Genomic DNA, 25,379 nt, shown 5'->3' on the forward strand with positions numbered 1-25,379 from the left:
GTCGCCCAGGGGCAGTTACCCAGGTCGGTCGCCCAGGTCAGTAGCCCAGGGTCAGTCCGGTCTGCGGGATCTGCCGGACCTGGCCGGGCCGCTGACACCGCCGCGCGGGGCCGCCGTCTCCTCCGGACGCTGGCGGCGTTCCCGCCGGTCCCTGCGCGCCCGCTCCCCGCGGGCCCCGGCACCCGCGCTGTCGAGGTCGGCGAGCAGGACCTTCAGCTCGGAGCGCAGGAAGTCGCGGCTGGCCAGCTCGCCGATGGAGACCCGCATCGCGGCCAGTTCCCGCGCCAGGTACCCGGTGTCGTCCTGGAGGCGTACCGAGGCCTCCCTGTCCTGCGCGAGATTCGCGCGGTCCCGGTCGTCCTGCCGGTTCTGCGCCAGCAGGATGAGCGGCGCCGCGTATGCCGCCTGCAGTGACAGTGCCAGGGTCAGGAAGATGAACGGGTAGTTGTCGAAGCGCGCCACCGGCGGGGCGACGATGTTGTAGACGACCCACACCACGACCACGACCGTCTGCGCGGCGATGAAGCGGGCGGTGCCGAGGAACCGCGCGATCCGCTCGGCGGCATGCCCGAACGCCTCTGGTTCGTAGCTGGGGCGCAGATGGGCCCGGCGCGTCGGGCGAGGCTGGTCGAGACGCTCGCCACGCCTGCGCAGCAGGCTGGTCACGGGCCCGCCGGCTCGCCGGCCGGAGACACGCCGGTCGGCGGGGCGCCGACGGCCGCCCGCGGCGCGCCCGGTGCGGTCCCGACCACGGCATCCGAGGCGAGCTGGCTCTCCCTCCAGTCGGAGGGGAGCAGGTGGTCCAGCACGTCGTCCACGGTCACCACCCCCACCAGGCGTCCCGCGTCGTCGAGAACGGGCACCGCGACCAGGTTGTACGAGGCCAGGTGACGTGTCACCTCGGGTAGTGGGGTGTCCGGGCGCAGCGGGGTGATGTCGACGTCGATGACGCCGCCCACCAGTGTGCTGGGCGGCTCCCGCAGCAGCCGCTGGAAGTGCGCGAGCCCCAGGTAACGCCCGGTGGGAGTCTCGTACGGCGGGCGCACCACATACACCTGGGCGGCGAGCGCAGGGGACAGCTCGGGTTCCCGCACCCGCGCCAGTGCCTCGGCGACCGTGGCGTTCGGGGCCAGCACCACCGGCTCGCTGGTCATCATGCCGCCGGCAGTGTCGTCGGCGTAGACCAGCAGGCGGCGCACCGGCGCCGCCTCCTCGGGCTCCATCAGGCGCAGCAGCCGCTCGGCCTCGTCGGCGGGCAGCTCACCCAGCAGGTCGGCGGCGTCGTCCGGGCCCATGGCCTCCAGGACGTCGGCGGCCCGCTCCGCGGCGAGGCCGCCGAGCAGCTCCACCTGCTCCTCTTCGGGGAGCTCCTCCAGGACGTCCGCCAGCCGCTCGTCGTCGAGTGCGGCCGCGACCTCCGCGCGCCGCTTGCTCGACAGATGGTGCAGCAGTGACGCCAGGTCGGCGGGGCGCAGCCGCTCGAAGGCGGCCAGCAGGTTGGCCGCGCCCTGGCCCTCCTCCGGCAGCGTGAAGCCGGTGACCTCGTCCCAGCCGACGGTCCGGACCTCGCCACGGCGCCCCTTGCCGACCCGCACCGCGACCTGGTCGAGGAGCCAGTCCCCGCTCCGGGTCGGCTCGATGGCGGCGTCGACGACAGTCACCTCGCGCCCCTGCGGGGCGGTGCCGTCCGCGGACTGCTCCGCCCCCGGCGGCAGCAGGGTGACCCGGCGGTCGAGCAGCTCGGCGAGCACCCGGGTCTCGTTCGGGCGCTGCGCGAACCGGCGCCAGCTCAGCCGCGCCGAGGAGAGCACCACGGCGCCGGACTCGACGCCGGTGACCCGGGAGATCGGCACGAAGATCGGGCGGCGCTGGACCTCGACGGCCAGGCCGAGAACCCGCGGAGGCTCGTGGCCCAGGCGGAGCGTGACGATCACGTCGTGGACCCGGCCGACCTGGTCGCCGTTCGGATCCAGCACCAGCAGCCCGGCGAGGCGCCGGCAGTACACCCTGGACGGCCCCTGCCGCGCTGTCACCGCCGTCCTCCCACCGGGCGGCGTGCACCGGCCAGACGGCCGTCAGGGGCGGGGGAAACCGGGGCCGGGGTCGCGTGCGACGGTGCCGGAGGTGCAGGGGTCACGGCCGGAGGGTACCCGCGCGCCGCCCGTCCGCAACCCGCCGGGACGCGAGACCGCACGCATCACACCTGGCACACCCGGCACACCCGGCGCCCGCCCGGCCGCCGCCAGTGCCGTGACCGCCCTGGAGGTGCCCTGGAGGCCCCTGGAGGTGCCCTAGAGGTACTGCTTGGCCGGGCCTACCATCGCGCGCACGGTGCGCCCGTCGTGGAACTCGCCGATCGCGGTCATCGCCCAGGTGGGCGCCCCGGGCTCCCGTTGCAGCCGGCACATCACCAGGCCGGTCGCCGGCTTCGACTCGGACAGGTCGAACCGCACGAGCTCCTGGCCGGTCTGGTCGTCGATCAGCCGGCAGAAGGCGTTGCGGATGTCGGTGAACGACTGCCCCTGGAAGCTGTTCACGGTGAAGATCAGACTCACGACGGTGGGCGGCAGCGCGCCCAGGTCGACGAAGATGGTCTCGTCGTCGCCCTCGCCCCTGCCGGTGAGGTTGTCCCCGGAGTGGCGGACGGCGCCACGGGCCCCCTTCTTCGACATGAACCAGACCTTGTCGACGTCCTTGCCGCGCTGGTCGAACAGGATGCACGACGCGTCGAGGTCGATGGACTTCCCGTGCTGCGCGGGATCCCAGCCGAGGCCCATCCGGACCCGGGCCAGGGGCGGGGCGCCGGTCTTGACCAGCGACACGCTCTGGCCCTTGCGCAGCGAGACCCGGCCCTTGTCGAGGTTGATCCGGCCGGCGGCGCCGGGCGGCGGCCCGCCGACGGGCGCGCCCCACTGCTGGCCCCCGCCGGGCGGCGGAGGCGGCGGACCCCACTGCTGACCACCGGGCGGCCCCGCGGGCGGCGGGCCCCACTGGCCGGGAGCCGGCGGCGGGCCCCACTGCTGACCCGCGGGCGGGCCCCACGGCTGACCCGCGGGCGGGCCCCACGGCTGCCCGGCCGGCGGTGCCGGCGGCGGGCCCCACTGCTGGCCCCCGCCGGGCGGCGGAGGCGGCGGACCCCACTGCTGACCACCGGGCGGCGGCTGCACGACCTGGGTCGGGGCGTCGTAGTGCGACGGGACGGGCGGCGGCGCGGGTGGGGCGGACGGGACCGGCGGCGGGCCCGACTGCGGGGAGCCGCTGCTGGCGGTGCCCGGGTCGTCGACGGCGATCCCGAAGTCGGTGGCGATGCCCGCGAGCCCGGACGCGTACCCCTGCCCGACGGCGCGGACCTTCCAGGACCCGGCGCGGCGGTACAGCTCGACGAGCACCAGCGCCGTCTCGGTGCTGAGGCCGGCGGGGTCGAAACGGGCGATCTCCTGGCCGCGGCCGTCCCGGACGGCCACCGCGAGACCACGGACGCCGGCGAACGTCAGCGGGCCGCTTCCGTCCAGGCTGCCGGTCACGACCACCTTGTCGATGTCGGACGGCACCGCGGTGAGCGTGAACTCCAGCGCGGACGGCGGCGCGAGACGCACCCCGGGCCCGGCCGGCTGGTTGAAGAAGACGAAGTCGGCGTCATCGCGCACCTTGCCGGACGGAGTGACCAGCAGCGCGGCGATGTCCAGCGGGGTCGACGAGGAGACCTCGACCCGCACCTCGGTCGTCGGCAGTGCGGCGTTCGCACCCTTGCTGAGCATCTGTGCCATCTGGCCCTCCCATCCGCCGTCACAACGAACAGGTGCGGCGTCGCGATCCTACGATCGACCGCTATGAGCGCAACCGACGATCCGGAGCATGACAGCCCTGACCGCGCGGAGCACCCGCCCAGCGGCGGAGACGTCCTGCGGCGCGTCGAGGGGCACCTCGTCGGCTGGTTCGGCCCGGACAGCGGGCGGGCGAGCCTCACCTTCCTCGGGGCAGACCCGATCGAGGTGCTCCGCTTCGGCCCCGACCCCGATGGCGTGGTCCGCTATGTGACCCTCGGGATGGCGCGGGAGCCGATGACGCCCGCCGAGGCCACCGTGCGCGACCCGGCCGGGCCACGGGCCGAGCTCGTCCTGTCACTGCGCGGCCGGCGGGACGGCGCGGCGCGGGCGCTGGCCGTCCTCGCGTCGGTGCCGGTGGTCGAGGGCCGGCCGGTGGTCGCCGGCGCCGGCCTCGACCTCGGCGAGCCGTTGTGGGACGGCGCCCGGTTCACCGCCGTACTGGTCGGCGAGCCCGGCGGCCTGGTGCCCGACCTGCCGCTCGCGTCAGCTCGCCCGGCCGCGGCCGCCAACGGCTCCGGACCCGCGGCCCCGGGCCCCACGGCCCCCGGGCCGGCTCCGGTCCACTTCCTGCCGCTGCTCCCGATGACCCCGAACGAGGCGGCGTACAAGCGCGTGCACGGCGCCACCGCGATGCACCAGCGCTGGCTGGACGTCGGCACCGACCTGCGCGACCCCGACCGGGCGGAGGCCCCGTTGGGCTGACCGCCTCGGGCCCTGCAGGGGCGAGGGTCGTGCAGGGCCCGAGGGTCGTGCGGCGGTCAGAGCTCGACGCCGGCGAGCACCATCACCCGCTCCACCGTCAGGTCCGCCATCGCGGCGCCGACACCCTCCCGGCCCAGCCCGGAGCCCTTGACGCCGCCGTAGGGCATCTGGTCGGCGCGGTAGGAGGGGACGTCGCCGATGATCACACCGCCGACGTCCAGCGCCCGGTGGGCACGGAAGGCCGTCCCGAGGTCGCGGGTGAAGACACCGGCCTGCAGGCCGTAGGAGCTGTCGTTGACCCGGGCCAGCCCGTCGTCCAGGCCGTCGACGGGTTCGAGCACGAGCACCGGCCCGAACACCTCCTCGCTGGCCACGGTCGCGTCACGCGGCACGCCGGTCAGCACGGTCGGCGCGAAGGCGGTGCCCTTCGCGATGCCGCCGCACAGCACGGTGGCACCGCGCGCCACCGCCTCCCGCACCCAGGCCCCGACCCGCTCCGCGGCGGCCGCGTCGATCAGCGGGCCGACGTCGGTGGCGGGATCGGTGGGGTCACCTCCGCGCAGCTCGGCGACGGCGGCGACGATCTCGTCCCGGACCGGCTCGTACAGGCTGCGGTCGACGAACACCCGCTGCACGGCGATGCACGACTGGCCGGCCTGGTAGTTCGAGAACAGGGCTATCCGCCGCGCTGCGTGCCGCAGGTCCGCCGGGCTCGAGTAGTCCGCCGCGACCAGCACGGCCGCGTTCCCGCCGAGCTCGAGGACGACGTGCTTGCGCGGGACGGCGTCCCGGATCGCCCAGCCGACCCGCGCCGACCCGGTGAACGACACCACCGGCAGCCGCGGGTCGGCCACCAGGGTGGGCATCTGGTCGTCGCTGACGGGCAGGACCGACCAGGACCCTTCCGGCAGGTCGGTCCCGGCGAGCAGCTCACCGAGCAGCAGGGCGGACAGCGGGGTACGCGGCGCGGGCTTCACGACGATCGGCGCGCCCGCGGCGATGGCGGGCGCGACCTTGTGGGCGACGAGGTGCAACGGGAAGCTGAACGGCGCGATGCCCAGCACCGGCCCGATCGGAAAGCGCCGGGTGAGGGCGATGCGTCCCTCACCGGTCGGGTCGGTGTCGAGCCGGTCGACCTCACCGGCGAAACGGCGGGCCTCCTCGGCGCCCCAGCGGAAGGTCGACGACGCCCGGGCGACCTCGGCCCGCGCCCAGGTGATCGGCTTCCCGGACTCACTGGTGATCAGGGCGGCGATCTCGTCCCCGCGGCGGGCGATCTCGCGGGAGACGCTGCTCAGCGCGCCGGCCCGCACGTGGGCGGGCAGCGCCGCGCAGGCGCGCGCGGCCCCCGCTGCCGCGGCCAGCGCGTCCTCGACGTCGGACTCCGCCGGGCGCGCCACCGTCGCGACCAGCCGGCCGTCGAACGGGCTGCGCACCTCGAAGGACTCCGCGGACCCGCGCCGCCGGCCGGCCACCCAGAACCCGGTCATGACACGACCACCTTCTCCTCACCACCAGGGACGGGCGGACGTGCGGGGACCCGACCGGACACCATCGCCGGACGTGGCGGATTCCCCACCCGTCGGAATCCGCGCGACAACAACTGACATCCTCCTCCTCACGATCGACGGGACTCCAGGTCCCACCACACCGGCCACAGCGGGCACAACGGGTGCGGAGCGGTGGGGTCGCAGTTCACGGGCGCACCGGGAGCCCCTGGAACCGCTGCTCGGCACGCCCACCAGCCGGCCACTTACACTCTGCAAGCGATCGACTCCCCCAAGAAATCGACTCCTCTTCGGAGCGGGTGTCGGTCCGAAACAAGCTCGGTCCGGCGCCGCCGGACCGAGCCGCCAGGAGGAGGGGCCCGGTGCGGAGTGGGACGAACACGGCCCTGCGGCCGCCACACGGCGGTCCGGGGCTTCCACAGGTCCGGCGGCTGGTCACGGCTGTCCCGGGGCCGGGCTCGACCGCGCTGGCCCGGCGCCGCTCGCAGGCGGTGGCCCGCGGCGTCGGCGAGACGCTTCCCGTCTACGTGGTGGCCGCCGGCGGCGGCGTGCTGGTGGACGTCGACGGCAACTCACTGATCGACTTCGGCTCCGGCATCGCGGTGACCAACGTCGGCAACAGCGCCGACAGCGTGGTCCACAACGTCACCGACCAGGCCCGCCGCTTCACCCACACCTGCTTCATGGTGACCCCCTACGAGGGGTACGTGGCCGTCTGCGAGGAACTCGCCCGGCTGACGCCGGGCGGGCACGAGAAGCGCTCCGTGCTGTTCAACTCGGGTGCCGAGGCGGTCGAGAACGCGGTGAAGATCGCCCGCGCGTACACCGGGCGATCCGCCGTCGTGGCGTTCGCGCACGCCTACCACGGCCGCACCAACCTCACGATGGCCCTGACCGCGAGGTCGACGCCCTACAAGGCGGGCTTCGGTCCGTTCGCACCGGAGATCTACCGGATGCCGATGGCCTACCCGTACCGCTGGCCCGGTGGTCCGGAGGGCTGCGGCCGGCAGGCCGCCGGGCAGGTGATCGACGCGATCCGCGCGGAGATCGGCGCGGAGAACGTCGCGGCCGTCATCATCGAGCCGATCCAGGGCGAGGGCGGGTTCATCGTCCCCGGCGCCGGCTTCCTGCCGGCGCTCGCGGAGTTCTGCGCCTCGGCCGGGATCGTCCTCGTCGCCGACGAGGTGCAGACCGGGTTCGGCCGCACCGGCCACCTGTTCGCCTGCGAGCACGAGGAGATCGTGCCCGATCTGATCGTCACCGGAAAGGGCATCGCCGGCGGCCTGCCGCTCGCCGCCGTCACCGGCCGCGCCGAGGTGATGGACGCGCCGCAGGTCGGCGGCCTGGGCGGGACCTACGGCGGCAACCCGCTCGCCTGTGCCGCCGCGCTCGGCGCGATCGCCACGCTGGAGCGCGAGGACCTCGCCGCCCGCGCCCGCCTGATCGAGCGGATCGCGATGCCACGGCTGCGGTCGCTGCGCGGCAGGTACCCCTTCGTCGGGGACGTCCGCGGCCGCGGGGCGATGCTCGCGCTCGAACTCGTCGCCGACGAGCCACCCCCCGCCGGGCAGGCGGCGCCCCGGCCCGACCGGGCGGTGGCGGCGGCCTGCGCGGCCGAGGCACACCGACGCGGCCTGGTCCTGCTCACCGCCGGCACCTGGGGGAACGTGCTGCGCCTGCTCCCGCCGCTCGTCATCCCGGAACACCTGCTTGTCGAGGGCCTGGACGTCCTGGAGGAGGTCGTCGCCGACATCGCGCGCCACCGCTACGGCACCTGACCGCCTCCGCGCCGCAGAGTCACGGGTCCGTCCGACATCTGGCGCCGAGGTGGACAAGTCCCGCGCGAAGGAGTCGGAACCCGCCTCGGCGGGCATCAAACCTCCGCCCACCTGCTACATGGAGGCGGAGGATGCCCGTGGTTCCCGTTCTTTCAGTTGACGCACTCCTGCCTGTCGACGCGCTCCTGTCCGTCGACGCCCTTCTGTCCGTCGACGCCCTCCTGCCTGTCGACGCCCTTCTGCCTGTCGACGCGCTCGTCGGCGCGCCGCGGCGGGGTGTGCGGTGACCACCCCGCCGGTGTGCCCGGCCTGCCTGAGCGACCTCGACCCGCCGAACGTGTGGAGTGACCGGTGGCGCTGCGCCCGGCACGGTGACGTCGAGCCCTTCCACGAGGCGCATGCCTCGCGCGAGCAGGTGCTCCGTTCGCTGGGGCGGACCAGCCGGGTGCCGGTGTGGCTGCCCTCGCCGATGCCGGTCCACTGGTTCGTCAGCGGAGTCGGCTGGGCCGGCGACGAGCGCACCGGGGCACACGCGGCCGCGCTCTCGGTGAGCGGCCCGTCGCCGGTCGGCGGCCCCGCCGAGATGGTGCTGGTCGCCGAGGCGCCGCGGGTCGGCCTGGGCAGCCGGCTGGCGGGCCTTCCGCTCGCCGACCCGGACCGTCTCGAGGAGAGGCCCGAGGCGAAGGTGGAGGCCGCCGGGCACCCGACGGCACTCTGGCCGCTCGCCGCTCCCCCGGACCGCGCGGCCTTCGTCGGGGAGGCGCTGGGTGTCTGGCTGTGGTGTGTGCTCTGGCCGGCCGACGCGGCGCTGATTCTGCTCGAACACCTGGTGATAGAGGACATGCGCGACGATCCGAGGCTTGTCGACCACCTGCTGTTCGGCGCCACGGGTTCTCATCTGTCCGCACCCTGATCCGGCTCCGGGCGCGCTAGTATTCTGCCGCCCGCCCGTTCGCCGTGCCAGAGCCGGGAGCCCGGAGTGACTCTTCTACGCGAACCACCCGGCCCCGACACCCGGCCCGGCGCCACCGAACACGGCGAAACGGGGCACACGCGTCCACGTGTCCCTCTGCTCGGATACCTGCGCACGACCTCGCACAAGGACATCGCCGTCATGTACGCGGTGACCTCGTTCGGGTTCTTCGTCTTCGCCGGCGTGCTGGCGATGATGATGCGTGCCGAGCTGGCCAGGCCCGGGCTGCAGTACTTCTCGAACGAGCAGTACAACCAGCTGTTCACGATGCACGGCACGCTGATGCTGCTGATGTTCGCGACGCCGCTCGCGTTCGCCTTCGCGAACTTTCTCATTCCGCTGCAGATCGGCTCGCCCGACGTCGCCTTCCCCCGACTGAACGCGATGTCGTACTGGTTCTTCCTGTTCGGCTCCCTCACCGTGGTGGCCGGCTTCCTCACCCCGGACGGAGCCGCCGCCTTCGGCTGGTTCGCCTACGCACCGCTGAACAGCGGGGAGTACAGCCCCGGCGCCGGGGCCGATCTCTGGATCATGGGTCTGTCCGTGTCCGGCCTGGGCACGATCCTCGGCGGGGTCAACATGATCACGACGATACTGACCCTGCGCGGGCCCGGCATGACGATGTTCCGCCTGCCGATCTTCTGCTGGACGTTCCTGGTGACGTCCATCCTGGTGATCGTCGCGTTCCCGGTGCTCGCCGGGGCCCTGCTCGCGCTGGAGGCCGACCGTCGCTTCGGCGCCCACGTCTTCGACGCGGAGAACGGCGGGGCGATCCTCTGGCAGCACCTTTTCTGGTTCTTCGGCCATCCCGAGGTCTACATCATCGCGCTGCCGTTCTTCGGCATCATCAGCGAGATCATCCCGGTCTTCTCCCGCAAGCCGATCTTCGGCTACAAGGGCCTCGTCTTCGCCACGATCGCCATCGGCGTCCTGTCCATCGTGGTGTGGGCGCACCACATGTTCGTCACCGGCGCGGTGCTGCTGCCGTTCTTCGCCATCATGTCGTTCCTGATCGCCGTGCCGACCGGCATCAAGTTCTTCAACTGGATCGGCACGATGTGGCGCGGCAGCCTCAGCTTCGAGACCCCCATGCTCTTCTGTATCGGGTTCCTCGTCACCTTCCTGCTCGGCGGGCTCACCGGCGTGCTGCTCGCCAGCCCGCCCATCGACTTCCACGTCAGCGACAGCTATTTCGTGGTCGCCCACTTCCACTACGTGGTGTTCGGAACGGTCGTCTTCGCCGCGTTCGCCGGCACCTACTTCTGGTTCCCGAAGCTCACCGGTCGGTTCATGGACGAGACCCTCGGAAAGATCCATTTCTGGACGGTCTTCTTCGGCTTCCACCTGACCTTCCTCGTCCAGCACTACCTCGGAACGCAGGGCATGCCCCGCCGTTTCGCGGACTACGGGCCGAACGACGGGTTCACCAGCTGGAACACGGTGTCGACCGCGGGCAGCTTCCTGCTCGGCGTCTCGACGCTGCCGTTCATGTACAACGTGTGGCACTCGTACCGGCACGGCCGGCTCGCCCTCGTCGACGACCCGTGGGGCTACGGCAACTCGCTGGAGTGGGCGACGTCCAGCCCGCCGCCGCGGCACAACTTCCACCAGCTGCCCCGCATCCGCTCGGAGCGGCCCGCCTTCGACCTGCACTACCCGGAGGTCGCCGGCACGGCCGACTACCACGCGACCCCCGAGCTCCGCTGAACGAACGGCCGCCCGGGCCACCGGCCTCAGCTCTCAGCTCTGAGCTCTGAGCTCTGAGCCGGTGAAAGCGCCTCGGCCCTGCCGGGTACGGGCCCCGCCTGGCGCTCAGGGCTGCGGCGGCACCAGCAGGCGCAGCGCGCCCGGCCGGACGACGATCTCGGCCGGCAGGTCGGCGACCGGGTCGCCGTCGGCGTACACCTGGAACGGCCGGTCGGCGTCGACGACGAGCCGCCGAGCCCGGCTGACCTGCACATAGGGCACCTCGACGTGGCGCCCGGAGAAGATCCGCGGGAACAGCCGCAGGAACGTCAGCCGCCCCGTCCTCGCGACCAGCACGATCTCCAGCAGGCCGTCGGCGATGTCGGCGTCCGGGGCGAACTTCATCCCGCCGCCGTAGTAGGCGGCGTTCGCAGCGCCCACCGTCCAGCCGGCGTGCTCCCGCGGCGCCTCGTCGTCGATCGTCACGGTGAACCGGGCGGGCTTCCATGCCGCGAGCGCCCGCATCACCGCGTAGGTGTACACACTCTGACCGGAGAGCCAGGTCGTCCGGTTCGCGATCACCTGGACGTCGGAGTCGAACCCGAGGCTGGCGATCCCCAGGAACGGCACACCGTTCGCCTCCGGCAGGTCCACCCGGCGCTCCACCGCGGCGACGAGCGCCGTCGCGGCGAGGGCGGGATCACGCGGGATCCCGAGGCCGCGCGCGAAGTCGTTGCCCCGCCCGCCGGGCAGGATCGCGAGCACACCCCCCGCACGGGCGACGGCGCCCGCAACCCGGCCGGAGAGGCCGTCACCGCCGAGCGCCACGGTCACCCGGCCGTCGGCCACGGCGGCCCGGGCCAGCTCGTCAGCGTGCTCGAGGCTCCTCGTGGTCTCCACCGAGACGTCGTCGGCCCACCGGTCCAGGGCGGCGCGGACATCGTCGAGCACCTTGGCCGCCCGCCCGCCACCCGCCTTCGGGTTGACCACGACCGTCAGCCGGGAGCGGTCCACCGCCGCGTCCACCACCGCAGGCGCGGGGTTCGCCACCTCAGCCACCTCAGTCGCCTCAGTCGCCTCGGCCACCCCGTCGGCCACCCCGTCCATGCCGGCCATCCGTCCTCCCACCACCGCCGAGCTGATCACGGCACAGCCTACGGCCATGTCCTCACGCCCACGAGGATCCTCCGCGCCCACGGGGATCCTCCGCGCCCGCCTTCCGCCTCCGCATCCCGATCGAGGGCGGGGCGGGATCAGGCCCTGGTCGCTCCGGCGGTGCCAGCCTCGACGACCCAGGTCTCGTCGGTGGACGTCGGAGCGTCCCGCCGCTCGATGGTCTCGACGACGCGCATGTCCGAGCGCCACTCGTCGTCGCTCACCGTGATCCGGGTGTAGCCGCGCCGGTCGCCGCGGAAGTAGCGCACGTGCGGGTTGAGCCGCGCGTTGTTCTCCCGGACGAAGTCCTCGCTGATCAGGAAGAACCCCGAGCTGACCGAGGTGCAGACGAACTCGGTCGCGATCACCGGGGTCTCCGGCCGGTCGAAGTCGACCCGCAGGTCGTTCACCCACGCGCAGTGGATGTCCCCCGCGAGCACCACCGGGTTCGCGACCCGGCTGTCACGCACCGCCGAGAGGATCCGCGTGCGGTACGGGAGGTAGCCGTCGGCCTGGTCCAGGTTGGTGAGCGTCTCGCTGCCGTTCAGCTGGCCGTGCAGCTGGGCCATCATCGTCTGCTGGGCGATCACGTTCCAGCGCGAGCGGGATGTCCGCAGCCCGTCGACGAGCCACGCTTCCTGGGCTGCCCCGGACATCGTCCCGCCGGAGTTGTCCCGGCCCGCCCGGACGGCGCCGATGCCGTCCGCGGGCGAGCCGGGCAGCGGCGTCCGGTACTGGCGGGTGTCCATGACGTTGAGAGTCAGCAGGTCGCCGAAGGTCAGACGGCGGTAGATGCGCAGGTCCGGCGACCCCGGGTCGAGCTCGGCCCGGATCGGCATGTGCTCGTAGTACGCCTGGTAGGCCGCCGCCCGCTGCCGGGCGAAGGTCGCCTCGTCCTGGCGGCGGTCACCGGTGTCGCCGGCCTCGTCCACCAGGCCGGCGTAGTTGTTCTCGGTCTCGTGGTCGTCCCAGGTCACGACCCAGGGCGCGGCGAGATGGGCCGCCTGCAGCGCGGGGTCGGACTTGTACTGCCCGTACCGGTTCCGGTAGTCGGCCAGGGTCTGGAGCTGGCCGAGACCAGGGGTCTCGGGGGTGGTGTGGCGGCGGTCCGGGTAGGCGCTTTCCGGGTCGTACTCGTAGATGTAGTCCCCCACGTGGAGGACGAAGTCCGGGTGGTCGCCCGCGATGGCGTCGAAGGCCGGCCAGTACCCGTTCTGGAAGTCCTGGCAGCTGGCGAGCGCGAACGAGAGCCGCCCGCCGGCGGCCCCGGGAGCGGCCGCGGTCCGGGTCCGCCCGACCGGGCTCAGGACGTCCCCGGCGCGGAACCGGTAGAAGTAGTCCCGCCCGGGCTCCAGACCGCGGACGTCCACGTGCACCGAGTGCGCGAAGGAGGCGGTGGCGAGCTGCGTCCCGCCGCGGACCACGTCGGAGAACCGCTCGTCCCGGGCGACCTGCCAGTCGACCTCGACGTCACGCGGCGGCATACCGCCGCCGGACGTCGGCTCGGGCGCCAGCCGGGTCCAGAGGATCACGCCGTCGGGCAGCGGATCACCGCTGGCGACCCCGAGGGAGAACGCCCCGTCCCGGATCCCGGGAATCGGGGTGGGCGCGCGCATCGTCGGCGCGGGGGTCGGCGCCGACCCGGATCCGCCTCCGCATCCCCCGACCGCGGCAGCCACCAGGGCACCGACGCCACCCGCCAGAACCACTCGCCGGCCCGGTCGCGCGACCGCGAACAAACCCTCGTCCCGCATCACCGGGTGATGACACCACAGTGGGATGAACGGCGGACGACCAATCACCAACCGGACCGACCAGACCGTCCCCCCAGGCGTTGGGCGAGCCGGACCCGGCGCCACCGAGGGATATGGCCCACTCGTCTAGGATTTCGCGGGTCCGCCGCCGAACCGGAAGAGCCAGGATGCCTCGCGACCGTCTCCGGGACCTGATCGCCGCGCAGCTGGCGCACAGCGACCTGCCCACCCGGGTCAGCGACCTGATCCTGACCACCCTCGACGCGCCCGGAGCGGGCCGGCGGGACACGGGTGACGCCAGCCCGGGTGATACCAGCCCGGGTGACACCGGCCGCGACTCCGAGCGACTCACCGCCGAAGCGGCGGTGTATCTGCGGGCGGTCAGCGTCGAGGGGTTCCGCGGCATCGGTCCGTGGGTGACCCTGCGGCTCCGCCCCGGCCCGGGGCTCACGCTCGTCACCGGGCGTAACGGTTCGGGCAAGTCCAGCTTCGCGGAGGCAGCCGAGATCGCGCTGACCGGCGAGGGCCGCCGCTGGTCCCAGCGGGCGGCGGTGTGGCGCGGAGGCTGGCGCAACCTGCACAGCGGCGGGACGGTCCGCATCGAGATCACCTGCACGGTCGAGGGGATAGCCGGCCCGGTCACCGTCACCCGAAGCTGGCAGGACGGCGACGGCCTCGCCGAAGGACACGGTGCGGCGGCGACGGCGGACGGCGGGCGGCTGTCGACGTCCGGCTGGGACGCGGCGTTCTCCACCCACCGGCCGTTCCTGTCCTACGCGGAGCTGAGTGACCTGCTCGGCGGCCGGCCGAGTGCCATGTTCGACGCGCTGCACGCGATCCTCGGCCTCGACACGGTCGCGGACGTCGCCCGTACGCTCACCGCGGCCCGCGGCAGGCTCACCGAGGTCGCCCGCCGGCTGTGGGAGGAGCATCCGCCACTGCTGGCGGCGCTGCGGGCGAGCGGCGACCCGCGCGCCGCGCAGGTGGCCGACGCCCTCGGCGACCCGTCCCACCTCGACCTGGACCGCGCATGGGCGCTCGCCGCCCAGCCACCCCCTGCCCCGGGTTCCGCGGTCCCCCCGGGCCAGGCGGTGACCGAGGAGCTCCAGCACCACGCCCGGCTCGCGGCCCTGGCCGCGCTGCGCGTACCGGCGTCTGGCGAGGTCGCGGTCCTGGCCGCCCGGCTGCGCGAGCTGGTGGCCGAGGAGACCGGGCTGCTCGGGACCGCGATCGGCGACGCGGCCCGGCTCGCCACCCTGCTCGCCGCGGCAGTCGACCACCACGAGCAGCACTCCGACGCCCACGCGGACGCCAGCGCGGACGCCAGCGCGGACGCCAGCGCGGACGCCAGCGCGGCGGCGGAGCGCCCCTGCCCGGTGTGTGGCACCGGCCGGCTGGACGCGACGTGGTCGCGCACGGCCACCGCGGAGCTGGCCCTCCTGCGGGAGCGGGCCGCGCCGCTGGCCGCCGTGCGGGAGGAGCTGGGGCGTGCCCTCTCCGAGGTCCGTCTGCTGGTCGCCCCGGTGCCCGCCGCGCTACTCAACCCGGTGCCCGCCGCGCTGGCCGCCGCACAGGCCGGGGACTGCTCCACACCGGCCCGTGCGGCGGGCACTGCCTGGGAACGTTGGGCAGCGCTGCGGCTGCTGACCGATCCGTCCGCGGTCGCGAACGGGCTCGCGGCTGCCCACCCACCGCTGCGCGAAGCGGTGGAGGAGCTGGCCACCGCCGCGGCGAAGGCCCTCGACCAGGCGGACGCCGCATGGCTGCCCCTGGCCGCGCGGGCCACCGCCTGGGTCGGGGCTGCGCGCAAGGTCCAGGCCGACGCACAGCAGCTGGCGGACGTCCGCCGCGCCCTGGAGTGGTTGCGGGAGGCGGCCCAGGACCTGCGCGATCAGCGGATCCGGCCGTTCGCGCAGGAGTCCGCCGGTATCTGGTCGCTGCTGCGCCAGGAGAGCAACGTCGATCTCGGCCCGGTGCGGCTGACCGGCAGCGCGAACCAGCGACGGGTCGATCTCGACGTCACCGTCGACGGGGTGAACGGCACCGCCCTCGGCGTGATGAGCCAGGGGGAGCTGCACGCCCTCGGCCTGGCGCTGTTCCTCCCGCGGGCGACGAGCGAGGCGAGCCCGTTCCGGTTCCTCGTCATCGACGACCCGGTCCAGTCGATGGACCCGGCGAAGGTGGACGGGCTGGCCCGGGTGCTCGCCCAGGTGGCCGAGACCCGCCAGGTCGTCGTCTTCACCCACGACGACCGGCTCGCGGACGCCGTCCGGCGGATACGACTGCCGGCCACGGTGCTCGACCTGGTGCGCCGGGAGGGATCACGGGTCGAGCTGCGCGAGAACCTCGACCCGGTCGAGCGGCACCTCGCCGACGCGCGCGCCCTGGTCCGCACTGCCAGCCTGCCGCGCGACATGGCGGCGATGCTGGTCCCGGCGATGTGCCGGACGGCGGTCGAGACGGCGTGCAACGAGGCGGTCCGGCGCCGCCGGCTGGCCGCGGGCGCGCGGCACGCGGACGTCGAGGCTGCCCTGACGGCGGCGCACTCGGTGACCGAGAAGGCGGCACTCGCGCTGTTCGACGACGCCCGCCGGGCCCGGCTGGTGCTGCGCCAGCTGGACGGGCACGCGCCGTGGGCGGCGGACACCTTCCGTGCGCTGCGTGACGGGGTGCACGTCGGCTACGGCGGCAACCTCGCCGCGTTGATCCGCAACACCGCCCGGCTGGCGGACCACTTCCGCTCGCTCGCGTGAGCCGCCCCGGGCCGCGGCTGGATCCGGAGGTACCGCTCGCGCAGGCGGACCGGCTGCTGCGCGGCGGAGATGCCACCGACCTGCGCGGGTCATGGCCCCGCATCTGCGCCTGGCTGCTGCGGCTCGCCGTCGAGCAGGCCGTGGACGAGGTGTGGCGGGCCCACCGCCGCCCGGAGCTGATGCGGCTGCCGATGCGCGCGCAGCTGCTGCTTCTGCCGGCCTTCGTGGACGGCGCGGCCGCGGACGAGGTCGGCAGTGCCTGGTACGCGCTGTCCAGGGCCGGTCACCTGCACGCCTACGAGCTGGCACCGACCGCCGCCGAGCTGCGCCGCTGGCACCAGGACCTGTGCGCGCTGCTGCCGAGGCTGACCGAGCCGGAGCCAATACCGCCGGGCGGACTGCCGCCGAACGGACTTCGACCAAGCGGATAGTGTGAGTCGGTTGGGATCAAGGAGGTCGAGTCAAGGAGGTCCCCCTGACCATCGACCCGCAGCCGCGCATCGGCCCGCAGCCGCGCATCGACCTGCACACGCACTCGACGGCCTCGGATGGCTCGCTCACACCGGAGGAGCTGGTCGGGCACGCCGCGAGCGCCGGCCTCGACGTCCTCGCGCTGACCGATCACGACACCACCGCCGGCATCGACCGGGCCGCGGCCGCCCTGCCGCTCGGACTCACCCTGCTGCCCGGCGCCGAGATCTCCTGTTCGGTCGCGGTCCGTGGCCGGAAGGTGTCCCTGCATGTGCTCGCCTACCTGTTCGACCGGGCCGAGCCCCGGTTCGCCGCCGTCCGCGCCCGCCTGCGCGACGAACGGGCCAGCCACGCCCGGCGGATGGTCGAGGGGATCGCTGCCGCCGGCCACCCCCTGCGCTGGGAACGGGTCCGGGAACTCGCCGATGGAACGGTCGGCCGACCGCATGTGGCGGCGGCCCTGGTCGACGCGGGCCTCGTCCCGACGGTGCGGGACGCGTTCACCCACGACTGGATCGGTGCCGGCGGGCGGTTCTGGCTTCCCAAGACGCAGCCGGACGTCGGGGAGACACTGCGGCTCATCCGGGACGCGGGCGGCGTCAGCGTGTTCGCCCACCCGTTCGCCAGCGCCCGCGGGGAGACCGTCGGCCCGGAGGTCATCACGGACATGGCCCGCGCCGGCCTGACCGGCGTGGAGGTGGACCACCCCGACCACCAGCCACCCGACCGGGACCGGCTGCGGGCGCTGGCCGCCGAGCTCGGCCTGCTGGTCACCGGGGCCAGCGATTTCCACGGCCCCGGTGACCGCCGGGTGCTCGGCTCGGAGACGACGGCGCGGACGTCCTACGAGGCGCTGGTCGACCGGGCGAGCGGCGCCGCGCCCATCACAGCGGGGGCGGGCCAGGTCAGCGGGTAGCGGGCCGAGGCCAGGCACTGCCACCGCCAGGATCGCCGCCACCGCCAGGGGACCAGTGGGTCGGTGTGGGCGATGGTTCGGCGTGAGCTGTGGCCAGTTCGGCGGGGGCGCTCTCCGGGTCGCCCAGGCGCCCGAGGAGCTCCGTGATGATGTCCTGCTCCTCCGGGGTGAAGTGGCTCAGGACGTGGCGCGCGACCCCCCGCAGGTGGGTGCCGGAGGCATCCCGCAGCCGGGAGAACCCCGCGTCGGTGAGCGTGGCCAGGGTGCCCCGCGCGTCCGACGGACAGGAACGGCGCTCGACCAGGCCCTCCCGCTCCATCCGGTCGACCAGCCGGGTCAGGCCGCTGCGGGAGAGCAGCACCTTGTGGGCGAGCTCACTCATCCGCAGCTGGTGCCCGGGTGCCTCGGACAGCTGCACGAGCACGTCGTAGAAGGCGAGCGGCAGCTGGTGCGCCGCGTCGAGCTCGGCCTCCAGCAGGCGGGTCACGTGCGCATGTGCCCGAAGCAGCTGCCGCCAGGCGCGCATTCCCCGCGCGTCCACCATCTCCCGCGCCATGTGGATCAGAGTACGTCGCGCGAAACGGTCGCGTCGCCGGCCACCGAGGCCGCCCGGAGCGGCCGTGACCCCACCGCCGGGCCGGCCCGGCGACCCGGCGGCGGGCTATCGTGGACAGGGTCGCGCCCGGTAAGCATCCACTGCGCGGCCGCGACACGCGATCCACACAGCGAACCCGCGATCCACACAGCGAACCCGCGATCCACACAGCGATCCCGTCCACAGGCCCGTTACGAGCCCCCGCTATGCAACATCCGTGGTCGTGACCCGACCGTGGATGTCGACCCGCGACCGAGGTTTCCCTTGTCACCAGCCCTGCCTTCGTCCGACGCCATCCAGACCGCCCTCGCGACAGTGCTGGACCCGGAGATCGGGCGGCCGATCACCGACCTGGACATGGTGGAGTCGGTCCACGTCCGCGATGACGGATCCGTCGACGTGGCCGTTCTGCTGACCGTCTCCGGCTGCCCGATGCGCGATGAGATCACGTCCCGTGTCAGTCGTGCCGTCAGCGCTGTCGACGGCGTGCGGGAGGTCCGGGTGGCGCTGGGAGTGATGTCCGCCGAGCAGCGGACGGCCCTGCACGAGAAGCTGCGGGGCGGTACCGCGCAGCGGGTCGTCCCCTTCGCCCAGCCGGGCTCCATGACCCGTGTGTACGGCATCGCCAGCGGCAAGGGCGGTGTCGGAAAGTCCTCGGTCACCGTGAACCTGGCCGCCGCGATGGCCCGCTCGGGGTTGTCCGTCGGTGTCCTCGACGCCGACATCTACGGCCATTCCGTCCCCCGCATGCTCGGCATCGACCGCCCGCCCACCCAGGTCGAAAAAATGATCATGCCGCCCCAGGCACACGGGGTCCGCGTCATCTCCACCGGCATGTTCACTCGTGGCAACGAGCCGGTCACCTGGCGCGGACCCATGCTGCACCGCGCCCTGGAGCAGTTCCTCTCCGACGTCTTCTGGGGTGACCTCGACGTCCTGCTCCTCGACCTGCCGCCCGGCACCGGCGACATCGCCATCTCGCTAGCCCAGCTGGTGCCGACATCCGAGCTGCTGCTCGTCACCACGCCGCAGCTCGCGGCCACCGAGGTCGCCGAGCGGGCGGGCACCATCGCGGTGCAGACCCACCAGAACGTCGTCGGCGTCGTCGAGAACATGGCGTACATGCCCTGCCCGCACTGCGGCGAGCGGGTTGACGTGTTCGGTGAGGGCGGCGGCGCGGCCGTCGCCGAGCGGCTGACCCGGGTCCTCGGCCACGACGTGCCGCTGCTCGCCCAGATCCCGGTGGACGTCCGGCTGCGCGAAGGCGGCGACAACGGCCGCCCGCTGGTCCTCTCCGAGCCCGACTCCGAGGCCGGGAAGGCGCTGCGCGCCGTCGCCGAGCGGCTCACCTTCCGCTCCCGCGGGCTCTCCGGCCGTTCGCTCGGGATCAGCCCCGCCGGCCGCGCCTGACACCCGGCAGGCGACACACAGCCGGAACCGGCGCGCACAGGCACCCAGGCACAGGCACACAGCCAGATAGGGCGGGCCTCTTCGGAGGCCCGCCCTATCTGGCTGTTCTGCTGTGATGAGATGCCGTGCGTGGCACTGGTGTCGTGACCGGGCACTGGTGTCGTGACCGTGGGGCAGACCCTCGTGACCGGCTGCCGCGAACGAGCTGCTAGGTGGCGTCCGAGTCGAACGGCGCCGGGCTCGCGAGCGGCTCGGGCCGGGCCGCCGGTGCGCTGCCCGTGGCGACGGCGCGCCCGGGCGAACCGGGCTTCGTCAGCGACAGGTGCGGGTCGGGCTTCGCCGCCGGGGCCGGCTCCGCAGGGCCTGTCGGCAGGTGGTTCTTGGTGAGGGACGGCGGCGCGGCCGGCAGATCGTCCCCGACCAGCAGCGACTCGAACGAGGCTCGCTTGCTCGGATAACCCGTGAGCAACGGGTCGTCGTCGCCTTCGAACAGGTGCTTGCGCACGAAGGTCTTGGGGTGCAGATCCCGCAGGTCGAGATCGGCCAGCTCGGGGCCCAGCTCCGACCGCAGGTCGTTGCGCATCCCGTTCGCCATCTGGCGGAACTGGCGCAGCATGCGGCCGGCGTCCCGGGCAGCCTTCGGCAGCCGGTCGGGTCCGAAAACGAACAACCCGATCAGGAGCAGAACAACTACCTCGCCCCATCCGACGCCGTTGAACACATCGGTCAGAGTACCCCCAGTGTCGTTGCGCGCGAAGGGCTCCGACATGACGAGCAGGTGACCTGTTCCCGGTCGATCCGGGCACGACCAGCACGTACCGGGCCGTTCCGGGCACGGCTCACCGGCCGGCCCGGATCTCGCCGCCCCCACTGTCGTGCCAGCCGGGCAGCGCCAGCCGGGCAGTGCAGGCCCGGCAGTGCAGGCCCGGCAGTGCAGGCCCGGCAGTGCCAGCCCGGCAACGCAGGCCGGCGAGACCCTGAATCGCTCGTCCGGACTACCCGGGCTGTTCCTGCAGCACCACCCGGGTGGTGCTCTGAGCGCCGTTGCGCCAGAAGGTGACGGTCACGGTTTCACCGATGCGGTGCAGGCGCGTCGCCGCGTTGAGATCGTTCGTGCTCGTCACCGTCCGGTCGTCGACCCGCAGGATGATGTCGCCGGGGATCAGGCCCGCCGACGAGGCCGGCCCGGTCGGCTCGACGTCCCGGATGATGGCCCCCGGTACGGTGCCACGCGCACGGGCCTCGGCCGCGGTGACCGTGGCCGCCGACACCCCGAGGTAGGGATGGGTGGCCCGCCCGGTGCGGATGATCTCGTCGGCGACCGACGAGGCGTAGTCGATCGGGATGGCGAACCCGACCCCCACGCTGCCCGACTGGCCCGCCGCTCCGGGAGCGGTCGCGATCGCCGTGTTGAGGCCCACGACCTGCCCCTTCGCGTCGAGCAGCGGGCCACCCGAGTTCCCCGGGTTGATCGCCGCGTCGATCTGGATCGCGCCGATGATGACGGACGCCCCGCCGCCCTCCGCCGGCACGGTCGGGTTGCGGTCCAGCGCGCTGACGATCCCGGTCGTCACCGTCCCAGCCAGGCCGAACGGGGCACCGATCGCAATCACCGGAGCGCCGGCGACGAGCGACCCCGACCGGCCCAGGGTGGCCGCGGGCAGCCCGGATGCGCCGGGCAGCCGCAGAACGGCCAGATCAGAACGCGGGTCCCGGCCGACGATCTCGGCGAGGATCGGCTCGGCGCCGGCGGTCGTCGTGACCATGACCTGGCCAGCCGCGTTCGCCGCTGGGGCGATCACATGGTTGTTGGTGAGGACGTAGCCGTCCGCCCGAATGATCACGCCGGAGCCGTTCCCGCCCTGGGTGCCGGCGGTGACGTCGATCGTCACCACCGACGGGAGGACGCGGGCGACCACCGAGGCCACCGAGCCGGGATCGACAACGGTGGGGGCCGGGGCGGCCAATGCCGTCGGCGCGGCACCCCCGGCCGACCGGTCGGACAGCAGACTGGTCACCCAACCACCGATCGCACCGCCGCACAGCCCTGCGATGAGCGCGGTGGCCACGAGGGCACGCCGGCCCTGCCCGCCCCTGAGCCGTGAGGGAGTCTCCGCCGCAGGCCCGCCCGCGCCGGACCCGCCGGACGCACCGGACGCACCGCGGACGACCGCGTCGGCCGCCGCGGTCCTGGCCGCCGTCTCCGCCCGGAGAGCCGGTCCGCTCTGGGCGGCCTGAGCAGCCTGGGTTGCTCCCGACGGCGCGGCGGAATCCGCCGGCCGCCGGAGACTGACCGGCCCGGTGTCGGACCGGGTTCCGCTCCTCGCGCGGGACGTCAGCTCGGACGGCGGCGGTGTCGGCGGCCGCGGCGGCCGGCGCTGGGCGACCAGATCCACGAAGGGATCCGGTGTCGGCCGCCCGGCCGCCCGGCCGGGGGAACCCGGTGCCGCCCGCGCCGTCGTCGACCGGTCGGTGACGGTGGCCGCCGACTCCCGCGGCGCACTCGCCCGCGGCGCACTCGCCCGCGGCGTTCCCGACGGACGCGGGCTCCCCGAAGTCTCCACGGCAGGGCGAGGGGCCGCAGCACGGGACGCCGCCGGTGCCGACGCCGCGGGCGCGGGCGCGGGCGCGGAGGGACCCGAGCGGGCGGAGGTACCGGACGGAGCTGAGGAACCGGACGGAGCCGGCGGCGCACCGGCGTTCCGCGCGGGCGACGCCGGCGGGGTGACAGCGGCCGGACGACCGGCCGGGCCGGCGGGCGCGGGCGCGTGCCGGGCGGGGGCGGACCGGCCAGTCGAGGCCGCGGGGCGGGCGGGCGGTGCCGAGGGACCGGTATCCCCGGACCGGTCGTTCGCGTCCCGAGACCTGGCACCGGCGTCACCAGGCCGGGCACTGCCGGCGCCGGCCGGCGCCGGTGCCGCCGTGCCACGGTCAACGCCTTCACGCGAGGCGGTTCCGGCGGGGGTCGCACCGCGCCCGGCTGTCGCACCGCGCCCGGCTTCCGTGCCACCGGGCACCCGCGCTGTGGACCGGACAGGCTCGACGAACGGCGCCCGGTGGGAGCTCTGCCCGCGCGCGGGGGACCGTTCCGCAGCGTCGGTCTTCCCGGACCGGGTGTCCGCGCCCGGCACCGCCGGCGAAGGGGCGGCCGGCGCCGGCTGGGCCGCCGCGGCTGCGGAGCCGGCCGATGCAGGTCGGGCCGAGGCTGATGCGGCCGGGGTGGCGGGCCGGCCCGCGGTCGACGGGCCCGTGCCCCGATCTCGCTGGGCTGCCTGCGTACCGGGCCCCGAAAGGTCGTCGTCGGGACGCTCCCGCTTCGTCGCTGGCCTGGCGGGCACGAAGGGGGTGGCGGCTGTTGGCCGCGCGGGGGCCGCGCCGGTGCGTCGGGCGGCGCCGCCGGCTCCGGGCTCGGGGTCCGAACCGGCTCCGGTGGGGCGGCGGGAGCCACCTGCCAGGCGGTCCGGCTGCCCATCCTGCGGACGGCGCGCCGGGCCATGCAGGGGCAACGGATCCGGGACCGGACGGTCGGCACCGCCGCTGGAGGGAGCGGTGCCTTCCACCGCTTCCGCGGAGCGGGGACGAGGTGCCGGCCGGGCCGGCGTCGGGACGCGTGGCGCCGAGGTGCCGGCCCGGCCTCGATCACCGGGCCGTGCGTCCGCGCCGGACGGGGCATCCGCGGTCTGGTCGTCGCCGGTGGTGTCCACATGCCCTCCCCGAAGTGCCCGATCACCACACTGAGGACCGTGGGCTGCCTGTGGGCCCGCCGCACGGTCCGCGCATCAGGCGGACAACACGGTAAAGGTGTCGGACGAGCACAGGAAGGTCAGCAGGCACCAAATCCCCCCGGCGTGGCGCGCCACGGTAGCTCATCGTGAGGGATGCGGTGCGTTCGCGCAGCTGGTGGCGGCCGACCTGCCCTTTTCGCCGGGGAAGATGACAGCTGGACACTTTTTCGGTAGCCCGGTTGGGCTATCGCCCACGCCTCACCGGAGCACGCCGGCCCGCTACGGCCGTGGGAACGAGGCGGAAGCGATCATCGGGCTTGGGCGTGGGACGCTCACGGACGGGGCCTTGGCCGGTATCGCCGTCACCACCGTCGGGACGATCGTCGCCGGCCCGCTGGGGCGGGATGCCGCCCTGCCATCCGCGAGCGCCGAGCCGCTGACGGCGAGCAGCATGAAGGCGGCGGAGCCGACGAGTGTCCGCCGCATCCGGCCGTGGCCGTTCGACCGTGCCGCGCCCACCGGCCGGCGGGTGGGGGCGGGTCCGCCGCGCGGTGATCCGCTCTGGGCCGGATACGGATGCGCACCGGCCCGGGAGGAACCCGGGCCCGGAGGACGGCCCGCGGCCGGACCCGGCCGGACCGCCAGCTCCCGCCGTCGGGCAGGAAGGACAACACCGGGTGGGCGCGTTCTCGCCGCCCCGACCGTGCCACCGCCCCGGTTCGCCCGGGGCGCGGGACGGGACGCCTCCGGACGGGAAAGCCCAGACCCGGACAGCTCCGGACGGGAGCCGGCCCGCTGGGCCCGCTCGGCGCGCCCGGCCACGAAACCGCTCGCCATCGCCGGGATCCTGAGCGGGGCCGGCGGCGGAGGTACGGGTGGGGCCGCCCGGTACTCCCGGGCGCCCAGGTTGAGAAGGTTGGCGGCCAGCCCACTCGGCAGCGACGGCTCGGCGAGCCGCGCGAGCCGGGACTTGATCAGCCGCTGCTCGGCCACCTCCGCCTGGCAGGCGGGACACCTCGCCACATGAGCCAGTGCCCGGTCGCGATCGTCGTGGCCGAGCTGGCCGTCCACCAGAGGGGTGAGACGCTCGCCCAGGTGGCCGCTCACGCCCGCCGCTCCCGAGGAGCACCGCCCTCGGCTCCGACGGCACTGCTCACCGGACCGCGCCGGCGTTCGCTTCTGCGCCCTCGCCGACCCGGTCGTTCCCCGTCGCCGAAGCCGTCGTCACCGAACGCCTCGTCGTGGTGCGGGGCGTCGGCCGGCTCGCGCTCCCAGGAACTGGCGGCGTCGGCCGCGACCGGAACGCCGGCGGACGCGGGAAGGGGCGGCACCTCGGCGTCGGCCTGGCCGCTCTGCGCCAGCGCGCCCTCGGCGGTCATCGCCGCGCCGCGCGGTGCACGGTCGGCCAGGGCCGCCCGGAGCATCGCCCGGCCGCGGGAGATCCGGCTGCGCACGGTGCCGAGCTTCACCCCGAGGGTCTGGGCGATCTCCTCGTAGGAGAGCTGCTCGATGTCGCACAGCACCACGGCCGCCCGGAAGTCCGGCGGGAGCGCGGCGAGGGCCGCCTCGACGTCGGCGTCCAGGTGGCTCTCGGCGTACACCGCCTCCGGGCTCGCCTCGCGACCGGCGAGGCGCTCGGTGTCCTCCGGCAACGCATCGAACCTGATCTTCTGCTGGCGACGCATCCGGTCCAGGAAGAGATTCGTGGTGATGCGGTGCAGCCACCCCTCGAACGTGCCGGGGGTGTAGTCAGCCAGCGAACGGAACACGCGTACGAAGACGTCCTGAGTGAGATCCTCGGCGTCGTGGGCGTTACCGGTCAGGCGGTAGGCAAGGCGATACACCCGGTTGCCGTGCTCCCTGACCACGTCCTCCCAGGACGGGGGCACCCAACTCGTGACTTCTGGGGCGGTGGCCGAGTCCCGGACGGCCGATCCCGCCCCGAGTTCCTCCGCCGCCACGGCCGCCTCTCGATCGGTTCGCGACGAACGTACCCGACGCGCCGGCCAGGGAGCGGCGAATCCCGCTGCGGACACCGAATTTTCTCCCCTCGACCCAGTCGACACGGGCGCACTGACAAGACGAACGTTCCTGTCTTGTCTCCCGTTCCCGTAGGCTGCGGGTGT

Annotated in this window: 20 protein-coding genes; 9 read left to right on the top strand and 11 right to left on the bottom strand. The window is 74.1% G+C overall.

Annotation, left to right across the window (positions count from 1 at the left end):
• Positions 1-51: 51 nt before the first annotated feature.
• The 3 genes from B207_RS0100470 to B207_RS0100480 all read right to left on the bottom strand — a co-directional run bounded on the left by B207_RS0100470 (position 52) and on the right by B207_RS0100480 (position 3,767).
• Positions 52-666, bottom strand: coding sequence for a DUF1003 domain-containing protein (locus tag B207_RS0100470; protein WP_018634543.1), 615 nt, complete (start codon positions 664-666; stop codon positions 52-54).
• Positions 663-2,033, bottom strand: coding sequence for a magnesium transporter MgtE N-terminal domain-containing protein (locus B207_RS0100475; RefSeq protein ID WP_035739598.1), 1,371 nt, complete (start codon positions 2,031-2,033; stop codon positions 663-665). Before B207_RS0100475 ends, B207_RS0100470 begins: the two co-directional genes overlap by 4 nt.
• A 258-nt stretch (positions 2,034-2,291) precedes the next feature.
• On the bottom strand, positions 2,292-3,767 hold the full coding sequence (locus tag B207_RS0100480; protein ID WP_018634545.1) for a TerD family protein: 1,476 nt from the start codon (positions 3,765-3,767) through the stop codon (positions 2,292-2,294).
• 63 nt (positions 3,768-3,830) lie between these two features.
• On the opposite strand from B207_RS0100480, the gene B207_RS0100485 reads away from it, so the two are divergent.
• Positions 3,831-4,529, top strand: coding sequence for a suppressor of fused domain protein (locus tag B207_RS0100485; RefSeq protein ID WP_018634546.1), 699 nt, complete (start codon positions 3,831-3,833; stop codon positions 4,527-4,529).
• Positions 4,530-4,585: 56 nt separating this feature from the next.
• Here B207_RS0100485 and B207_RS0100490 read toward each other — a convergent pair whose 3' ends face one another.
• Positions 4,586-6,019, bottom strand: a complete 1,434-nt coding sequence (locus B207_RS0100490) for an aldehyde dehydrogenase family protein (protein WP_018634547.1) — start codon at positions 6,017-6,019, stop codon at positions 4,586-4,588.
• 380 nt (positions 6,020-6,399) lie between these two features.
• Here B207_RS0100490 and gabT point away from each other — a divergent pair, with 380 nt between their 5' ends.
• From gabT to ctaD, 4 genes are all read left to right on the top strand, one after another.
• The gene (gene gabT / locus B207_RS0100495; RefSeq protein ID WP_018634548.1) at positions 6,400-7,815 is read left to right on the top strand and encodes a 4-aminobutyrate--2-oxoglutarate transaminase; all 1,416 of its coding nucleotides are present in this window, start codon (positions 6,400-6,402) and stop codon (positions 7,813-7,815) included.
• 131 nt (positions 7,816-7,946) lie between these two features.
• The gene (locus B207_RS39370) at positions 7,947-8,102 is read left to right on the top strand and encodes a hypothetical protein (RefSeq protein ID WP_154675059.1); all 156 of its coding nucleotides are present in this window, start codon (positions 7,947-7,949) and stop codon (positions 8,100-8,102) included.
• Positions 8,099-8,728: a DUF6758 family protein gene (locus tag B207_RS0100505; RefSeq protein ID WP_018634550.1), complete on the top strand. Its 630-nt coding sequence runs from the start codon at positions 8,099-8,101 to the stop codon at positions 8,726-8,728. The genes B207_RS39370 and B207_RS0100505 overlap by 4 nt, the downstream gene beginning before the upstream one ends.
• A 66-nt stretch (positions 8,729-8,794) precedes the next feature.
• A complete protein-coding gene (ctaD, locus tag B207_RS0100510) occupies positions 8,795-10,495 on the top strand; it encodes an aa3-type cytochrome oxidase subunit I (RefSeq protein ID WP_018634551.1) in 1,701 nt (566 codons plus the stop codon).
• Positions 10,496-10,600: 105 nt separating this feature from the next.
• Here ctaD and B207_RS0100515 read toward each other — a convergent pair whose 3' ends face one another.
• Positions 10,601-11,638, bottom strand: a complete 1,038-nt coding sequence (locus B207_RS0100515) for a diacylglycerol/lipid kinase family protein (RefSeq protein ID WP_230204760.1) — start codon at positions 11,636-11,638, stop codon at positions 10,601-10,603.
• Positions 11,639-11,727: 89 nt separating this feature from the next.
• Positions 11,728-13,383 carry an alkaline phosphatase D family protein gene (locus B207_RS0100520; protein WP_018634553.1) on the bottom strand — a complete coding sequence of 552 codons (1,656 nt, stop codon included), beginning with the start codon at positions 13,381-13,383 and terminating at the stop codon, positions 11,728-11,730.
• A 167-nt stretch (positions 13,384-13,550) separates the two neighbouring features.
• Here B207_RS0100520 and B207_RS0100525 point away from each other — a divergent pair, with 167 nt between their 5' ends.
• From B207_RS0100525 to B207_RS0100535, 3 genes are all read left to right on the top strand, one after another.
• Positions 13,551-16,136: an AAA family ATPase gene (locus B207_RS0100525; protein WP_018634554.1), complete on the top strand. Its 2,586-nt coding sequence runs from the start codon at positions 13,551-13,553 to the stop codon at positions 16,134-16,136.
• The gene (locus tag B207_RS0100530) at positions 16,133-16,567 is read left to right on the top strand and encodes a hypothetical protein (RefSeq protein WP_018634555.1); all 435 of its coding nucleotides are present in this window, start codon (positions 16,133-16,135) and stop codon (positions 16,565-16,567) included. The genes B207_RS0100525 and B207_RS0100530 overlap by 4 nt, the downstream gene beginning before the upstream one ends.
• 68 nt (positions 16,568-16,635) lie before the next feature.
• On the top strand, positions 16,636-17,523 hold the full coding sequence (locus B207_RS0100535) for a PHP domain-containing protein (RefSeq protein WP_026310520.1): 888 nt from the start codon (positions 16,636-16,638) through the stop codon (positions 17,521-17,523).
• On the opposite strand, the gene B207_RS31930 is transcribed toward B207_RS0100535, so the two are convergent.
• A complete protein-coding gene (locus B207_RS31930; RefSeq protein ID WP_018634557.1) occupies positions 17,513-18,079 on the bottom strand; it encodes a MarR family winged helix-turn-helix transcriptional regulator in 567 nt (188 codons plus the stop codon). The genes B207_RS0100535 and B207_RS31930 overlap by 11 nt on opposite strands.
• Positions 18,080-18,382: 303 nt before the next feature.
• On the opposite strand from B207_RS31930, the gene B207_RS0100545 reads away from it, so the two are divergent.
• The gene (locus tag B207_RS0100545; RefSeq protein ID WP_018634558.1) at positions 18,383-19,528 is read left to right on the top strand and encodes an Mrp/NBP35 family ATP-binding protein; all 1,146 of its coding nucleotides are present in this window, start codon (positions 18,383-18,385) and stop codon (positions 19,526-19,528) included.
• Between the two features lie 208 nt (positions 19,529-19,736).
• Here the strand turns inward: B207_RS0100545 and tatB are convergent, their stop codons facing one another.
• The 4 genes from tatB to sigE all read right to left on the bottom strand — a co-directional run bounded on the left by tatB (position 19,737) and on the right by sigE (position 25,214).
• On the bottom strand, positions 19,737-20,249 hold the full coding sequence (gene tatB, locus B207_RS0100550) for a Sec-independent protein translocase protein TatB (RefSeq protein WP_026310521.1): 513 nt from the start codon (positions 20,247-20,249) through the stop codon (positions 19,737-19,739).
• A 274-nt stretch (positions 20,250-20,523) separates the two neighbouring features.
• Complete coding sequence (locus B207_RS0100555; RefSeq protein ID WP_230204761.1) at positions 20,524-21,924, bottom strand: S1C family serine protease; 1,401 nt, start codon at positions 21,922-21,924, stop codon at positions 20,524-20,526.
• Between the two features lie 1,608 nt (positions 21,925-23,532).
• Positions 23,533-24,360 carry an anti-sigma factor family protein gene (locus tag B207_RS36585; RefSeq protein ID WP_018634560.1) on the bottom strand — a complete coding sequence of 276 codons (828 nt, stop codon included), beginning with the start codon at positions 24,358-24,360 and terminating at the stop codon, positions 23,533-23,535.
• A complete protein-coding gene (gene sigE / locus B207_RS0100575) occupies positions 24,357-25,214 on the bottom strand; it encodes an RNA polymerase sigma factor SigE (protein WP_026310524.1) in 858 nt (285 codons plus the stop codon). Before sigE ends, B207_RS36585 begins: the two co-directional genes overlap by 4 nt.
• Positions 25,215-25,379 lie beyond the last annotated feature (165 nt).

This window comes from Parafrankia elaeagni (genome assembly GCF_000374165.1).
GTDB lineage: Bacteria > Actinomycetota > Actinomycetes > Frankiales > Frankiaceae > Parafrankia > Parafrankia elaeagni.

What these genes read in the sequence shown, in the direction of transcription:
- B207_RS39370 (WP_154675059.1), top strand. Translation starts at nt 7,947, where the DNA reads ATGCCCGTGGTTCCCGTTCTTTCAGTTGACGCACTCCTGCCTGTCGAC.
- B207_RS0100520 (WP_018634553.1), bottom strand. Translation starts at nt 13,383, where the DNA reads ATGCGGGACGAGGGTTTGTTCGCGGTCGCGCGACCGGGCCGGCGAGTG.
- B207_RS31930 (WP_018634557.1), bottom strand. Translation starts at nt 18,079, where the DNA reads ATGGCGCGGGAGATGGTGGACGCGCGGGGAATGCGCGCCTGGCGGCAG.
- B207_RS0100485 (WP_018634546.1), top strand. Translation starts at nt 3,831, where the DNA reads ATGAGCGCAACCGACGATCCGGAGCATGACAGCCCTGACCGCGCGGAG.
- B207_RS0100525 (WP_018634554.1), top strand. Translation starts at nt 13,551, where the DNA reads ATGCCTCGCGACCGTCTCCGGGACCTGATCGCCGCGCAGCTGGCGCAC.
- B207_RS0100490 (WP_018634547.1), bottom strand. Translation starts at nt 6,019, where the DNA reads ATGACCGGGTTCTGGGTGGCCGGCCGGCGGCGCGGGTCCGCGGAGTCC.
- B207_RS0100515 (WP_230204760.1), bottom strand. Translation starts at nt 11,638, where the DNA reads ATGGCCGTAGGCTGTGCCGTGATCAGCTCGGCGGTGGTGGGAGGACGG.
- B207_RS0100480 (WP_018634545.1), bottom strand. Translation starts at nt 3,767, where the DNA reads ATGGCACAGATGCTCAGCAAGGGTGCGAACGCCGCACTGCCGACGACC.